Annotated in this window: 11 protein-coding genes and 1 pseudogene; 3 read left to right on the top strand and 9 right to left on the bottom strand. The window is 53.0% G+C overall.

Annotated elements, in window-relative coordinates; genetic code table 11:
• Positions 1 to 57: 57 nt before the first annotated feature.
• Both DBO86_RS06210 and DBO86_RS06205 read right to left on the bottom strand, forming a co-directional pair.
• Entirely contained in the window at positions 58 to 414 is a 357-nt protein-coding gene (locus tag DBO86_RS06210) for a histone-like nucleoid-structuring protein, MvaT/MvaU family (protein WP_108233241.1), read from the bottom strand.
• Between the two features lie 104 nt (positions 415 to 518).
• A complete protein-coding gene (locus tag DBO86_RS06205) occupies positions 519 to 1724 on the bottom strand; it encodes an SH3 domain-containing protein (protein WP_146173188.1) in 1206 nt (401 codons plus the stop codon).
• Between the two features lie 225 nt (positions 1725 to 1949).
• Here DBO86_RS06205 and DBO86_RS06200 point away from each other — a divergent pair, with 225 nt between their 5' ends.
• Positions 1950 to 2213 (top strand): hypothetical protein, encoded by a 264-nt coding sequence (locus tag DBO86_RS06200; protein WP_108233239.1) that lies wholly within the window; start codon positions 1950 to 1952, stop codon positions 2211 to 2213.
• A 69-nt stretch (positions 2214 to 2282) separates the two neighbouring features.
• Here the strand turns inward: DBO86_RS06200 and DBO86_RS06195 are convergent, their stop codons facing one another.
• Positions 2283 to 2777, bottom strand: coding sequence for a hypothetical protein (locus DBO86_RS06195; protein WP_108233238.1), 495 nt, complete (start codon positions 2775 to 2777; stop codon positions 2283 to 2285).
• 524 nt (positions 2778 to 3301) lie between these two features.
• Between DBO86_RS06195 and DBO86_RS06190 the strand changes: the two genes are divergently transcribed.
• Positions 3302 to 4132, top strand: coding sequence for a hypothetical protein (locus DBO86_RS06190; RefSeq protein WP_108233237.1), 831 nt, complete (start codon positions 3302 to 3304; stop codon positions 4130 to 4132).
• 68 nt (positions 4133 to 4200) lie between these two features.
• On the opposite strand, the gene DBO86_RS06185 is transcribed toward DBO86_RS06190, so the two are convergent.
• From DBO86_RS06185 to DBO86_RS06165, 5 genes are read right to left on the bottom strand one after another with little or no spacing between them, the layout of a single operon-like run.
• Entirely contained in the window at positions 4201 to 5034 is an 834-nt protein-coding gene (locus DBO86_RS06185; protein ID WP_108233236.1) for a thymidylate synthase, read from the bottom strand.
• 9 nt (positions 5035 to 5043) lie between these two features.
• Positions 5044 to 5538 (bottom strand): hypothetical protein, encoded by a 495-nt coding sequence (locus DBO86_RS06180; protein WP_108233235.1) that lies wholly within the window; start codon positions 5536 to 5538, stop codon positions 5044 to 5046.
• Entirely contained in the window at positions 5535 to 7634 is a 2100-nt protein-coding gene (locus DBO86_RS06175; protein WP_108233234.1) for a tyrosine-type recombinase/integrase, read from the bottom strand. The genes DBO86_RS06180 and DBO86_RS06175 overlap by 4 nt, the downstream gene beginning before the upstream one ends.
• Positions 7631 to 11860 carry a site-specific integrase gene (locus DBO86_RS06170; protein ID WP_108233233.1) on the bottom strand — a complete coding sequence of 1410 codons (4230 nt, stop codon included), beginning with the start codon at positions 11858 to 11860 and terminating at the stop codon, positions 7631 to 7633. Before DBO86_RS06170 ends, DBO86_RS06175 begins: the two co-directional genes overlap by 4 nt.
• Positions 11860 to 12636, bottom strand: a complete 777-nt coding sequence (locus DBO86_RS06165) for a tyrosine-type recombinase/integrase (RefSeq protein ID WP_108233247.1) — start codon at positions 12634 to 12636, stop codon at positions 11860 to 11862. Before DBO86_RS06165 ends, DBO86_RS06170 begins: the two co-directional genes overlap by 1 nt.
• Between DBO86_RS06165 and DBO86_RS06160 the strand changes: the two are divergent.
• Positions 12613 to 14146: pseudogene (locus DBO86_RS06160) on the top strand (IS3 family transposase). The gene DBO86_RS06165 and the pseudogene DBO86_RS06160 overlap by 24 nt on opposite strands.
• Here DBO86_RS06160 and DBO86_RS06155 read toward each other — a convergent pair.
• Positions 14132 to 14737: a hypothetical protein gene (locus tag DBO86_RS06155; RefSeq protein WP_108233232.1), complete on the bottom strand. Its 606-nt coding sequence runs from the start codon at positions 14735 to 14737 to the stop codon at positions 14132 to 14134. The pseudogene DBO86_RS06160 and the gene DBO86_RS06155 overlap by 15 nt on opposite strands.
• Between the last annotated feature and the right edge of the window lie 59 nt (positions 14738 to 14796).

Raw genomic sequence — 14796 nt, 5'->3', positions numbered from 1 at the left:
CTCTTCCGCAAATGCAAAGGGCCGCTTTCGCGGCCCTCAGATCAACTCGAAACGAGTTTATTGCAGCCAGGCATCCACGACATCTGCGCCGTATTCAGCTTTCCAGGCTTTCAGCACTTTGTGGTTGCCGCCCTTGGTTTCAACCACTTCACCAGTGTTCGGGTTTTTGTAAATCTTAACGGTGCGCTCGCGGCGAGCACCTTTCGCAGGGGCCGCAGCGGTCTTACCGGCGTTCGGATCAAGCAGCGCGATTACGTTGCGCAGCGAGTAGTTGTACTCGGCGAGCAAGGCGCGGAGTTTGTTTTCAAACTCGATCTCTTTCTGAAGCTTTTGGTCGTTTTTGAGGGCTTCGAGGCGGGCCTGCTGCTCAGCGATTTGGGCTTCGAGGGCTTTGTACTCGGCAATGATCGACATGCGGATTCCTAATGAAAACTGAAGGGGCATATCCGGCCAGAGCTGGCCATTCAATGCTGGATTTGATTGTTGAGGGATGTTGGCTCCCTCAATATATGGGTATATTAATTCAGTGTGAACTTACGCGTGTACTTTCTTGACACCCAGCCCTCTGATCCCCCTGCGACCACAACTACATGCAGCCAGTCCGGGTTACTGGCATCAAGCACCTCTACGATCTGCCCATCGACCAAGTGAATAGGTAGGATCTCAGACTTAGTGCCTGGCCCTCCTCTTAACCGCACGCCTTCGCCCTTCACAAAACGAAAGTCTCCATCTGGGATGAATGCCGCTGAGCACATCTCCCGTCGCACGGTCTTACCCATTTGCCCTGCTGTCATGCCTGGTAGCAACTTGGGCTGTATAAAACACAACTCTTCGCGAACAGCATTCTGGATGGCAAGGTAGGCGACCAATACTTGTATAAACCTGCAAAACCATTTGAAAAAGGCTTTTGCTGCCGGGCTTAGCTTTGACAGGTCTCCGGTCGATGCAGCATCAGCCAGTTCACCCTGGAGTTGCTGCTGTGTGGTGGCCTGCCACCCGTCAACATCATTGCTGGCAGCAGGCAGGTCGGTCAGGTGCGGAGCGGGCGCAGGTGCCGTTCTAAGAGTTTCAGCTGCTGCTGCAATGGTCGAAAGCAGCTGGCTAGAAGCAGGTCTGTCCCACTCCAACGCTTCCGCTTCAGCCAGGCTGCCTGCCGTCAACAGGGATGACCCCATTGAGAGAAGCTCAGCCATCTTAGGATAGGTACTGAACGAATTTGCAGTCGCAATTGCCGCAAGCTCTGCGGCCACCCGCGAGGAGCCTGCCAAGGGCTCCATCACGCCCAACATCTCACGAATTGACTTGGCGTCCGCCAAGACAGAGGTGCTGAGAAGGGACTGAACCGAGGCCATCTCTTTGGCGATCTGGCCAACTTGAGTTAGCTCGGCGACCTGTGCGCGGAGCTCAGCGGAAATTGTTGAAGCCTGGAAAAGCTGTGAGTGCATGTCCTTAATTGGACGGATTGAGTCCAGTACGGCCTGCATTGCCAGGCTGGGCTTTAGCGCATCACGGATTGCAGCACTGGCGGCGGCAATAGTAGCTGAATATGTAGAGCCCAAGGGCTCTATTGCTGCCATGGCCAATTGAGCACTGGCCCGCTCTGTCAGTAGCTGAGAGCTGGCGAATGCTGAGCTGATATTGCCAGTGGTAAAGACGGGGTCTAGGGCTCTGACAGCCGAACCGATCAAGTGGTGTGTATTGGCGCCATCAGAAGCTTTCTTCATCGATACCTGCCGTTTGAGGTCAATGGCGTGCACGCCTGCAATGACGCTTCAGCTGCACTAGAGATTCTCAAGATTACCACCGCAATGGCTTCATACCTTCTCCGTGAACTGGCCAGGTTGACGACATACGACACCACCGCTCGCCGGAAATCTGGCCCACCTGGATGCAGGTCTAGACGGCATCAGCTTAAGCTGAAGGGACACATATCCAAAGTGGAGGTGACCATGGCCCTGGGACGACATTTCAGAGCAGAGCGTGAGCTTCGGGCGGATGATAGGTGTAAACGCTACAACATCACCGATGAAGAGCTAGCACTAACAATTGCCAAGAAAATACCCGGCGACAGACTGAACGCAATCGTTACAGCCGTGGGCATGGTTCAACAGGTCAGAGCGATGAACGAGGGGACTACGCCAATCGCAGACGCCGTTGATGAGATATTGGATCTCAGGCGAGTACGGACGGCTGGTAAAACCCTTACCTGCTGAACTCCAGAGAGTCAGCAGAATCAGGACTTAGATTGGACTGGGAGGCTTCAGGGCAGGAGCGCTGTACGGTCAAACGACTGTGGGGCGCCCAGCCCGCATGATGAAATCATCAATCCGGCGACGGATTTGCTTCATCTTGTCCGTGCTGAACTTCTCACCGCCCTCCCCAAACATATCGGAGTGGTCGAGCATAAATCGGATGCTGGCAACATGATGCACCTTGCCACCCTCATCCTGCTCCTCAAATACCACCACAACCAGCGGATCATTCTCGCCATTCTTAACGAGCCTAGCGTGGTAAAGGCCCGTATACCAAGGCGTTGAACCTGGAACCGAATTGGAGTCTTTAATTCGACCCCAGCTGCGATCAGCGGTCTCTGAGTAGATTTCGATGAAGCCCTGCTGTGACCAGAGGTCAATCAGATCGGTAAGGTGATCGATATAGCTACCAGCGACGTCATAGGTGTACCCAATCTCCTCACTGATTTCGTAGAAGAGATCGTGAAGGTAAACGCCAGCGATGGGTTGTTTCTTTACGCGAGGATCAGAGGGTGGCACGGGCATGACGTTGAGAGCGTTCCTTCGAAATTGCAAAGGCCCTCAGGAGGTTCTCTTTGATGGTTGCCCGATCCGCTGCACTCACCTTTGTGCCACCCACACCATTCCCCAGCTCAACCAAGGTCTTCACCTCAGGCCGCAAAGTCTCGGTACGGTTGGTCATAGCAGCTACCTCATTGAAGGAACTGAATCCATTTACTGCCACTGAATCTTATCAAATTTGAGGAGTTTGAGCAATTCCGGCCTCGCCTCGCCAGGCAGCTCAACACCCAAGAGAAATTCGAACACCCGACCGCCTGCCAAGCAGGCAGGCAGGCAGGCAGGCAGCTTAACGCCAAATTACTTCGCCAGTTGCGCACCGCCGCGTCCTAGATCTAGTATCAAACCTAGGCGGTGATGGTCGCCTGGCACCTGCTACTCGAAGCAATAGCCCATCCGTTCCACTCTTATCACATCGGCACGCCAATCCATGACGCTGCCCGGTGAGCAGGTAACCGGTAACCAAGCGTCTCAGGTTTGGAGTCCGCACCATGTCTGCTTATTCTTGCTGCAACATCCTGAAGTCCCAGGCCAAAGACCTCTCTCGCAAGCTGGGCATCAAGCACGCCGCAGCACTGGAGCTCATCGCAAAATCAGCCAAGTTTTCGAACTTCCACGAGTTAATGAAAACTGCTGAGGTTAAGCCTCTAGAGGTACGCCTCATGTCTGCCGCCTTGGGTGTATCGGATCTTCGCGATGCCATTCATGAAGACGAGGTTCCCGAGGAGCTAGAGGCGGAGCTGGAGGATCAGCTTGCCAGTGCAATTGCCGAAAGCAATGCTTCTGAGTTCTGCATCGCTGACCTAGTGGCACACACCGCTGAGTACGACAGCACTAAAGGCACGTTATCCCTTAGTGTTTCTCTGTCCTATCGCGGCAAGCAACACCCTGAGCGGATGTATGCAGGCACTGAGTTCTTTATGGACTGTGCCGTGACCCTGCTTCGCCGGGATGGGGCTTGGATGCTTGCTGAGGAGGATGGGTTGCTGATCAGCAGTGGCCAATCTGATCGTGATCTCGATCATGAGCGTGAGCTGGCAGACATGGAGCGCGAGTACCTCCAGGAGCTCGAATCGCCAAAAGTGTCTTTTGAGCAAGCACTGGCCGATGAGTTGGAGATCGGCATTGATGAGGCGGCGCACCTAACCGATGCAGAGATCACCATTAACGACTCGGACGATGGGCTGGTCTATAGCTATTGGCTTGACTTGGAGACTGTTGAGTCAGAGCCCATAAAACGCAAGCTGATAAACCGGCATGGTTCTCATCAGATTGAGCTGCGCGCCAACTTCTTCGACCGGGTTGAAAAAATCCCTGATTAAACCCGATAGGAGCCAAACAAGCACACCATGGATGGCGTGCTTGATTATTCTTAACCCAATAAAAACGGTCAGATCGAAACCGGTGCTGCAATGTGCGGGTGCGGTTCGTACCCTTCCAGCTCGAAATCCTCAAACGAGTAATCGTAGATGCTGTCAGGCTTACGCTTGATCTTCAGCTTCGGCAGAGGCTTGGGATCACGAGTGAGCTGAAGCTTCACCTGCTCAAGGTGGTTCAGGTAGATGTGCGCATCGCTCATAGTGATGACGATCTCACCCAGGCCAAGGTCGCATTGCTGAGCGAGCATGTGGGTCAGTGTCGCGAGTGAGGCGCAGTTGTACGGCCAGCCCAAGAACAGGTCTGACGACCGGATTAGCAGATGAGCCGACAGCTTATTGTTGGCCACATAGAACTGGTACAGCAGGTGGCACGGGGGCAGCGCCATCTTGCCGTTCTTCACGTTTTCCTGGGCGCTGACCTTCTCATCCGGCAGGTATTCAGCGTTCCAACCATGGAACAGGATGCGACGGCTGTTGGGGTTGTTCTTGAGGGTATCGACGACATAGTCGATCTGGTTGATCGTCTTGCCATCCTTCGTCGGCCAGGCCGTCCACTGCTTGCCATAGATAGGGCCCAGGTCACCGTCCTCGGTCGCCCACTCATCCCAGATGGTCACACCATTCTCTTTCAGCCACTTGGTATTGGTATCGCCTTTCAAGAACCAGAGCAGCTCATTGACGATACCCTTGAAGTGAACTTTCTTAGTGGTGAGAAGTGGAAAACCATCTTCTAGATTATGACGAAACTGACGACCAAAAACACTCAAGGTGCCAGTACCAGTGCGGTCGCCTTTCTGGACGCCATTATTGAGAACGTCCGACAGTAAATCTTGATAAGCCTTCATATAGAGCCCTCAGCGCTCAGATTCAAGAACCGAGATGACTCCCTTGAGCTTCTCGATTTCGAGCTTCAGACTTTTAATTTCAAGCAGTCCTGCCTCGGACTGCTTAAGATAAAAATCGCGACTCTCGCCCATAGATTTAAGTCTAACTTCTAATGCGCGAGCAGTTTCTTCTAGCTCGTTACGTTGATTGAACCAGTATACTACTTCAAGACGGCTTTTTTCTAGCTTTTCCGCCAACACAGAAACCGGGTCTTGTCGTTTCTCTTTCTTAAGTTTGATTCTTAGTTCTTCTAGCTTCCGCTGCTCCTTTATTGCTTCCAATCGCTCAGATGGCCAGCGTCTATTACGAATAGTATTTCTATGAATACCCGAAATTCGACTTAGCTCGCTGATGGTTGCCTTGAGTTTGTTATCGGACGCAATGGCCTGTAAAGCTTTACTTAATGCCTCTGTATTCTGGTCAAAGTCTTCTTTGTTTCGACTCTCAAATGCTTGCTGCTTCAATCCTCGACCTCCTGCCCCAAGTGTTTGAGGACACCAGCAGCTTCTTTCATGATTTCTTCGATTTGATCGCGCCGATCTGCATACAGCGGATCATCAAGCAATGCTTTATTCTGATAATAAACCTCACGCCACTTGGGCGCATGAACATCGCCTACAACTGAGTTTGAACACCTATTGGGATTGCAGCGAAGTCCCCCTGCGCAAGGCAGAGCATCATTAAAGTCCTCAGTTACATTGCCATAACAAAAGCCTAAGCCGACGTTAACTATAGCCATGCCTTGATCAGCCATGGCAGCGATAATTTGATCTTTAGTGTAACCAGCGGCCATATAGCCTTTAAAGACTTGCTGATTACGGGCCTTGTGGGCAGACGCATTAAGGCCAGCATAGCCACCGTCAGGGTCATAAAAATCCTTTACGGCCTCAATCTCCGCCTCCCTACGAAGCGGGTTTTTAACATGGCGGCCACCTTTCCCGAGCATGTCGCCAATGCCACCGTAGCCCAGTGTAACCTTACTTACACCCTTCCCTGCGTATCCACCTACGATCTCCCCAAAATGTTTGAGTTGATGGGAAATAAAGGGTAGACCAAGGTCAATCCGATACATTTGAAATGCAAGCGTGTGTCGAAGGGTGTACGGACTGAACTCCAAGTCCTGATACTGCTGCTTACTGAGCACGACAGAGAACAGCTTCTGCAACTGGTGTTTAATCCCACCTGAGTGCAATGCAAGACAAACACTATCTGGCGCTACCGTGGCCACATTCGAAAACAGATACGGACTTTGTTTGTAACGCGCAATCACACGGGCTGCTTCAATAGCATCTCTGATAATAGGTATGGCAATCCATTTGTCATCGAATAATTTGCGATCTGCCTGCTGATGCTTGATTACTCTGGACTCTAGCAGCCAATACCTCCCCTCCTGAATCAAGCAGCTCTCCACCATGAGCTCACACAACTCAGATGGGCGCATACCGGTATACTGCGCAACCAGATAACAGCAACTGTAATTCACCAGGTTTAAGTATTTTCTAAAGTCATCGTTTATCAAACCCCCTGCCAGTTTCTCGATGGCATCTCTTGAAACAAGCTTATCGCCAATACTTACGCCTTCAGGTACAGCACCGAGAAGCTGCATGACTGCCGAATAGTCATACCCTTTGGCGCCCAAACGCATGACGGTATATAGCTCCATCAGCCTGGGGGAAAGCCCATACTGACCACTCATCCTGAAGCCCTTAACATTCCTCCGCTTTAGCGAGTCCACGTCTTGAATTGGCAAGCTCAGCGCATCCAGAAAATCAACCACTTGCAAGGATGCGAAATTCGAAACCGCCTCAAAAACGTCATTAGGCAGATGATTTGCCTCATCATCTTGATCGCCCTGAGTTTCTTCGTCGCCATCTTCATCTTCCTCTAAATCCTCCAATTTCCAAGGTAAGGATTCGAGCTTTTTATTGCTCAGAGGATTACCAAATACTGAATCCCTCAAATACGGGGATCGCAAAATACTAAAGAATCGAGAAAGCCCATTACTGTATTTATGCTCAAATGTCTCTGCCGCTTTTTCATAGATACCGTCATCGAGCTGAGAGATACTAAAGCACGTCGAGGAAATGAAAGCCGCCTTGTACTCTTCAATGGCACAAGCGTACATGCGATCAACAAATCTTAGACCACTCTCAAAGTTAGCAATGGCAGTATTGTACTTAACTGTTTTTTTACTTCTCGGAGTATCGCCCGCAACTGCCGATGGAGCCAGCAAATAAAAATTAAGTGCTGCCTTTACCTCTAAGATTGCCGTCGCATTAAGATTTGTGTATCTGGCAAAGTCTATTTTTAGCTTTGCGCCCTTTACGTTTCTCGCCGCATGTGGATCGTCTGCGTTAAAATCCCATACAGCGTCACCAAATTTCGACAGTTTAGATACTGGCATTGCCATCAGGGATTGATAGTAACCCCAAGCCTCTAGAGCGCTTTCACTTACGCCACTAGTAGTTGCTAGGTCTTGTACTGCCGACTCGACAGCCGGCAAGAAGTCAGTACGCCAGGTGCGGAATTGGGCTAGTTGGTTGATATATTTCTCACTCATTGCCCAACCCCTTCAATAGCAATATTGGTATCAACGTATTCCGACAGGCGCTCAGCTTCTTCAAGTTCTTCTTGCGAAAAATCAGAAAGCTCTGGATCCAAAATATTTTCAAGCAGATTTAGATTTTCAAGAACCACATAGCCATATGGTGTATCCGCCACCCGATTAGTGTGCAGTATATGCAAGTAATCCCTGCGCATTGCGAACAGCGCGGGCAAGTCCGATTTGGTAATCATATTATTTTCGCAAGCCAAGCATTTATTGTAGAGCGCGCAAGGTTTTCCAGGAACGTAGTTACGAAGATTCTTTATGAAATCTGGCGGATTGAAAATATTCTTGCACCCGCCAAGCGGCGTCTTGAAGATAATATTGTCGTCATTGCCGGAGTTAATATCAGGGGCTGCGGTTACTGGCTTATCTGTAATGGTTTCAGAGTGAATTTCTCTAAGCGCAACCTCCAGCTTATCCCGCGCAACCCGATTGAAGTCCATCCGCTCCAAATACTTGAGTGTTGTTTCAATACTCTCGTGACCAAGCATCATTTGAATTTCGCGAACAGAGACACCTCTCTCAACTAGTTCGCTGACGAAGCTGGGCCTGAAACGCGAAGGCGAAAGTGAAAGACGTTCACCACCATCAGTTAATAGCCCTTTCGCTTCTGCAAAACCCTTAAGGGCAATATTCAAAATATTACCTTGGCCAGAGATTGACTTTATTTCTCCGTACGTGCGCGTAGAGATTGCTTTGTAAATGAACAGGTCATTCTTAATAGCCGGGTCAGCAGCGCCTCTAAACTCTGATGTTATGAGAATTACATCATCGAAGATTTTCTTAATTTCTCTGGCCTGACTAGTGGTCAGCCAGGATATCTCAGCTTTGAAAATATCCAGATGGTATTCTTTCTCACCTGTCGACCTTTCTTTCCAATACCGCAAGCAGGGCCGCTGGCTAAGCGGATGCACGGGAACAAAGTCATCTAGTTGAAGCGTCGCAATGGAGTCAGCGTTAAGGCCTGTTACTTGCGCAAGCCTTGCGATGTAAGGCGCGAGCACTTTTGAAGAACGGTCATAAAGAACCCCCCAACTTTCGTAGATTTCATAAATCGACAAGCTGGAGGCGTTAAGGACATTCCTAAAGTACTTGTGGTACTTGTCATTCACGTCAAGATTGGCGAAGTTAATTGGAACACAACCCAGCTTGTTCTCGAAAATCCACCGCGCGGTTTCGAGCGTCGCTATGCCAACCTTGACCTTGCCGTGCTCGTCGTAGGGATCCTGACCAACCCCGGTGCAGACGTAGGGTTGGGCCAAAGCATGGGTATGGGCAATCGCAGTCTGTATGGCTTCAGAAATTCGACTGCGTTCACCAGGTGAATATGGGTTGTAAAGATCGGTTTCACGCGCTACATCGAAGCCGGACGCAGGATAAAAGCTGTGCAGGCCCAGACCGTCAATCTCCGTCGCACGCTCCAACATCCTCCTAGCTGCGCTCATATGCGTATTGGCCACTGCCGTGGAGATTTGTGCATTCTGAAGCAGGCTTTGCAGGTATTTCCTGAACCGAGTCAGTGTGTGCTCACCGAGCATCGTCAGCACTGAATCACCTTCGTTGTGCCCACCATCAACAAGGCACTGGATAAAACACTTACAGGCATCGTAATAATTGGACTGGCCTGACTCACTATGACTCTGCATGGTTGCAGCGGCGAATAAATGCATCACAGGAGTGAACGGAATATCTGCTGACTGCGCCAAATCAGCCACTGATGCGACTGATACCGCGCGCAACGCAAAGAAGTGCTTTTTGTAGCCGACCGTCTCCTCTTTAGGTTTCTGAGCCTTCTCCAGCTCGCGCTCCTCAACAGTCTTGTAATCGCTATTTCCCACGCCCAGCCGCACCAGATCTTCACTGATCTCATCGAGAGTCAGGTTGATCAGTTTGTGCATGGAGCTGGTGAGTAACTCCCGGACTCCAGGAATTTGATCCAGATAGCCCTTCTTTTTGATTTTGTTGCCAAACAGAGGGATGGAGAACTTCTCTTGCTCTGAAAGCCCTTCATACCAACGCAGGAGTTTTCGGCGCTTATCGCACTCAGATGACATGTAGCCCGGCAGAATGATCCTTTCGCGCTTCATGGCTTCGATCACTTCGGGCATGTCGTTGTATTTGTTCAGCACCGACTTACTGACACCAAGCTGTTCGGAGAGGTATGGGACTGAAACCGCAAGGGGGCCGCTGGCATTGAGCTGAACTGTCAGAAGCTTTTCACGGCTACTCAACACATCCTTCAGCCATTCATCCACCCTGCGCTTAACCTCGTGGGTGCCTGTCCTGCCTGGTGGGGCTGCCACTTCAGCGCGTCGCCTCAGGACATCCTTCCCAATCTCCGTACGCGTCAGGTTGTACAGGGGCGAAGGCCTGATGCCTGCAACCTCGCGGATTGTTTCGAGATAAGCAGGCTTTACCTGATCGCCATGAGTCTCTACGGCAAGCTTTTGCAGATCATCCAGACCTTCATACCAGCGCAGAAGCCTACGGCGTTTGTCGCAATCGCCAACGTTGTAGCCCTCCACGATGATGCCTTCGGCGATCATGGCCTGAAGTACTTCGGGCATCTCTGTTTGACCGTAGAGCGTGTCTTTACTAAGGCCAGTCAGGTTACTCACATAAGTGGCAGAGACCGCTAGGCGGCCCTTCTGAGCAAGTTCAATCTCCAACAATTTCTCGCGGCGACCAAGGACAGAAGCTACCCAGTGATTTAGCTGGTTCTGCACCGTGTGTGAAAAAGAGGTGTCTTCAGGTGGGTATTGCTCTTGGAGTGTCAATACTGCTTGGCCAAGCTCAGTTCTCGTGATGCCCAGCAGTGCATAATGCCGATGATTAAGCTCAATACCATCGATCTGATCTAGCGTCCCCACATGTGCTATTTGCCCGTTAATTAGGCGAACCCTCGCCTTTTCACGGTCGTCCAGTCGTTCGAACCAGCGCAATGCGATTCGCCGTAGGTTGCACTCTGTGGAGCCATACCCCTGCACAACGATCTTTTCGAGAACCATGGCGTCGATGACGCGTTGTAATGCAGGGTGCTCTAGGCCCGTATCGAGCTGAATGCCGATCTGCTCAGACAGGTATGAAGTCGAGATGTTTGGATCCTTGCCACTCCCCAGCTCAACGTCTAGCAATGCCGTACGGCTCTGAATGACCTTGTCAGACCACTGTTGCAGTCGGCTTTCAGTGACTGGATCTAGCTCCTGAGGAATCAGATCCAGCATGCGCTGGTGATCTTCACGACGACGGATTACATCGCTTGCAATTTCCTCACGAGTCTCGTTGTAGAGCGGTAAGAGTTTGTGGCCAGGAACCAGCTCAGGCACCTGATCCAGGTATCCCTTCATCTTCACTTGGCCACCAAAAACTTCAACACCAAGCTTCTGCTCATCGCTGAGGTTTTCGTACCAGCGCAGTATCTTCCTGCGCGCCTCACACTCCAGAGGGCTGTACCCAGGCAGGATGATGTTCTCCCGCTGCATGCCCTGTATGACCCTCGTTAACCACTCACTGGCTTGAATGCGGTCAACGCCTGCACCGAACTCCTTCTCAAGGTAGGACGGAGCAATGGCAAGCGGCTCTTTAATGCCCAACTCAACATCTAAAAGCGCTTGCCTTGATGCGAGAGCTTTGTTCGCCCATGCCTCGACACGTTGGGCAATCTCGTGCTGTTGAATCGCATCAACAAGCTCACGGCGTCGCATGACATCCTGGGCTATCTCTGCGCGCTTGATTTTGTATAAGGGGTAGCGAAGCGGGCTCTTTTTGAATGCCTCCATTTGATTGAGGTAGCCGATATGCGCAACCAGGTCGCCGCGAAGCTCGACCTGTAGCTTTTCCTCATCCGTCAGGTGCTCATACCAGCGCAGCACCAGTCGGCTCTGTTCGCTGTCGAGAATGTTGTAGCCCTGGACGATGATCCCTTCCCGGTGCATCTCCTGTTCGAGGTCTGCCAGGAGATGCCTGTGGTCACGCAGAGCGATACGCAATGTCTCTTCTGGAAGACCAGTGACTTCTGAAACGAATCGACGAGAGATCGTGGTTTTATCGGTGTACTGAAGTGGGATATCCAAAAGGGCTTTTCGGTTGCCACTGACTGTTACTACCCATTCACCCAAGCGCTGCTCAATCTCGGCCAAGGTTGGGAGGCCCATCAATACCTGCTCATGCGCTGTCATTACTTGCTATCTCCCAGGCCGATCTTCAAGCGAGTCGCATCTGATAGCGCCTGCATGTTCTCAGCTTTGGTGGTGGTGTCATCCATGGCGCCGTTGATGCGGCTGTAGATGTCGAACGGCACCATGGTGTAGATCTGGGTCGTCGTGATGTCTGCATGGCCCATCGTTTTCTGGGCGATGAACAGACGCTCCGCAAAGTCCTCCCCGAGATCGGGACTGCTCAAGATTGCATAGGCATAGCCGTGCCTGAGCTTGTGTGGAGAAATGGGCTTCTTCAGCTTGCAGGCCTTGATTGCCCTAGCGCTCAACCGCTCAAGCAGCTTGCTGACAGAGTTCGCCGTATAGGCATCACCATGGGCATTCATGAATGCAGGTGTGCTTTCAGCGTCTTTGAACTTGCGTGCGTGCTTCCTGTAGAGAACAGAGGCGTGATACCGCTGAACTCGCTGCAAGGTGGCGCGGCTGACGAGCGTGTAACGCGGCTTCTCCTGGTTCGACCGGCCCTTGCTGCCTGCAATTTCCAGCGAGCAGTAGTCAGTATCGAGTGAAGGGGCATCACCGCTGGAGATGTACTGATACCGCTGGGCATCCAGGGCTTTTTTAACAGCTGCCAGTGTCACCCTGGGCAGCTCTGAGCGCCTGATCCCTGCATCAAAAATGAATTGGAGTACGCAGCGCTCCCGCCGCGTCAGGATAGTTGTCGTGTGAGTTGATTCGATGAGTCTTGGTCGGTGGGCGGAAGTGAGAGCCGTGTGGCGCGTTATTCGATAGAGCATCGGGAGTGGGTGGTGCGGCAGATGATGCCGCCCTTGAACCGGACGGTGCCGGAGCTGGTGGAAGCGACAGGCATTACTGATGCCACCCTGTATGCTTGGCGCAAACAGGCCAGAGCAGCGGGAGCAGTGGTGCCGGGAGATGGACAGCAGGCCGACCAGTGGTCGAGCCTGGACAAGTTTCGGGTGGTGCTGGAAAGCGCCAGCCTCAATGCGGCTGAGCTGGCGGAGTACTGCCGGCGCAAAGGCCTGTATGTCGAGCAGATCAACGCCTGGCGCGAAGCCTGCGAGCAGGCCAACAGCCTGGCTCAGCCGAGCAAGACCCGGCGCGAACGCGAAGAGGAAAAGGCCGCGAAGAAGCGCATCAAGCAGCTGGAGCGTGAACTGCGGCGCTGGCAGAAACCGCGGCTCTGCTGGTGTTGCGAAAAAAAGCCGAGGCGCTCTGGGGGAAGGACGAGGACGAATGATCAGCGCCCCGGATCGCCGTGAAACGCTGCAGTTGATCGAGGACGCCGTGGCGGCGGGAGCGCGGCGGGCGCAGGCCTGCGCCGAACTGGGCCTGTCGCTGCGCAGCCTGCAGCGCTGGCAGCACTGCCCGGAGGATCGGCGTCCTTCGGCACAGCGAGCTGAGCCGGCCAACAAGCTGACCCCGCAAGAGCGCCGCCGCGTGCTGGAGGTCGCCAACCAGCCCGAGTTTGCCAGCCTGCCGCCGCAGCAGATCGTGGCGCGGCTGGCCGATCAGGGCACCTGGCTGGCCTCGGAGTCGACCTTTTACCGGTTGCTGAAGGACGCCGAACAGCAGCATCCGCGCGGCCGTAGCCGCCCACCGGTGAAACGAGCGCTGACGACCCATGTGGCCGACGGCCCGAACCAGCTGTGGTGCTGGGACATCACCTGGCTGCCGACCACGGTCAAGGGCCGTTACTTCTACTGGTACATGATCAAGGACGTCTACAGCCGGAAGCTGGTGGCCAACGAGGTGCATGAAAGTGAAAGCGCCGAGCAGGCCGCCCAGCTGCTACGCCAGGCCTGCTTACGTGAACAGCGAGCAGGCCAGCCGCTGGTACTGCACTCGGACAATGGCAGCGCGATGAAGGGCTCGACCATGCTGGCGGCCATGCAGAACCTGGGTGTGATGCCCTCGTTCAGCCGCCCGCGGGTGAGCAATGACAACGCCTATGCCGAGGCCTTGTTCCGCACGGCGAAGTACTGCCCGCTGTGGCCGGAGCGGCCCTTCGACACGCTGGAGCAGGCCAGGAACTGGGTGAACAGCTTCGTGGCCTGGTACAACCATGAACATCGCCACAGCGCCCTGAAGTTCGTGACCCCGGCGCAGCGACATACTGGCCAGGCGGAAGAGTTGCTGCGCAAGCGTATCGAGCTGTACGAGGCGGCGCGTGCACGGCACCCGGAGCGCTGGAGCGGCAACATCAGGAACTGGGTGCTGGCACCAATCGTGTGCCTGAACCCGGAGCGGGAAGCGGTACTGCAGCAAACATCAAAGGCAGCGTGACACGCTCACGCGACAACTACCTTGAAAATCGCCGCGCTCGCGCTCACAGTCACTAAAGGTGATGAGAGTTTCAAGCTCCAAGAGGCTGCAAGGAATGACCAGGTTCTTCTTGGGACTGGGCGAGATCAGCCCTTTCTCGTAAGGGTTATCCTCACGCAAAACTGGCCCACGAAAGGTCGGAGCGCAGAGATAGGAGTCGTAAAAGGACAGCAGGGTGGCGTCTCGGTTGCGCACCGTCTTCGTCGAGAGTTCTTCGTTCTCAATCAGGTGGGCAATGTACTCGGCCAGCAAGCTTCTGCTGACTTCGAGAAAGGCTTCGTCTGAGCTGGCTGTGGCGAATTCACGACGGGTTTTCAGGTATTGGTGGGCATACCCTAGGTTTTTGCCATAGGTCTCTACCGAAGTGATCGAAAGGGACTCCTCCTTGGCATGCTGTGTGAGGAACCCTGAGCACAGGGGCAACAAGCGTTCGTCGTCATCAAAGACCGCACCTCCTGTGACATTCACAAGACCTGATACCTGGGCCCCATCCTCATTCAGCAAGGACTCACTCAGATCCAGAACCACCCTTCTCGCAGCAACCACCTTCATCGAATTTACCCTCAGCACGCATTGTGCAAACAGTGCAGCTATCGTAGATCACAATAAAC

It is taken from the genome of Ectopseudomonas oleovorans, assembly GCF_003052605.1.
Classification (GTDB): domain Bacteria; phylum Pseudomonadota; class Gammaproteobacteria; order Pseudomonadales; family Pseudomonadaceae; genus Aquipseudomonas; species Aquipseudomonas oleovorans_A.
The sequence above is the reverse complement of the archived record's forward strand: the minus strand, read 5'-3'. Positions and strand labels throughout refer to the sequence as shown.

What these genes read in the sequence shown, in the direction of transcription:
- DBO86_RS06185 (WP_108233236.1), bottom strand. Translation starts at nt 5,034, where the DNA reads ATGAAGGCTTATCAAGATTTACTGTCGGACGTTCTCAATAATGGCGTC.
- DBO86_RS06165 (WP_108233247.1), bottom strand. Translation starts at nt 12,636, where the DNA reads ATGCTCTATCGAATAACGCGCCACACGGCTCTCACTTCCGCCCACCGA.
- DBO86_RS06170 (WP_108233233.1), bottom strand. Translation starts at nt 11,860, where the DNA reads ATGACAGCGCATGAGCAGGTATTGATGGGCCTCCCAACCTTGGCCGAG.
- DBO86_RS06190 (WP_108233237.1), top strand. Translation starts at nt 3,302, where the DNA reads ATGTCTGCTTATTCTTGCTGCAACATCCTGAAGTCCCAGGCCAAAGAC.
- DBO86_RS06155 (WP_108233232.1), bottom strand. Translation starts at nt 14,737, where the DNA reads ATGAAGGTGGTTGCTGCGAGAAGGGTGGTTCTGGATCTGAGTGAGTCC.
- DBO86_RS06205 (WP_146173188.1), bottom strand. Translation starts at nt 1,724, where the DNA reads ATGAAGAAAGCTTCTGATGGCGCCAATACACACCACTTGATCGGTTCG.
- DBO86_RS06195 (WP_108233238.1), bottom strand. Translation starts at nt 2,777, where the DNA reads ATGCCCGTGCCACCCTCTGATCCTCGCGTAAAGAAACAACCCATCGCT.
- DBO86_RS06175 (WP_108233234.1), bottom strand. Translation starts at nt 7,634, where the DNA reads ATGAGTGAGAAATATATCAACCAACTAGCCCAATTCCGCACCTGGCGT.
- DBO86_RS06200 (WP_108233239.1), top strand. Translation starts at nt 1,950, where the DNA reads ATGGCCCTGGGACGACATTTCAGAGCAGAGCGTGAGCTTCGGGCGGAT.
- DBO86_RS06210 (WP_108233241.1), bottom strand. Translation starts at nt 414, where the DNA reads ATGTCGATCATTGCCGAGTACAAAGCCCTCGAAGCCCAAATCGCTGAG.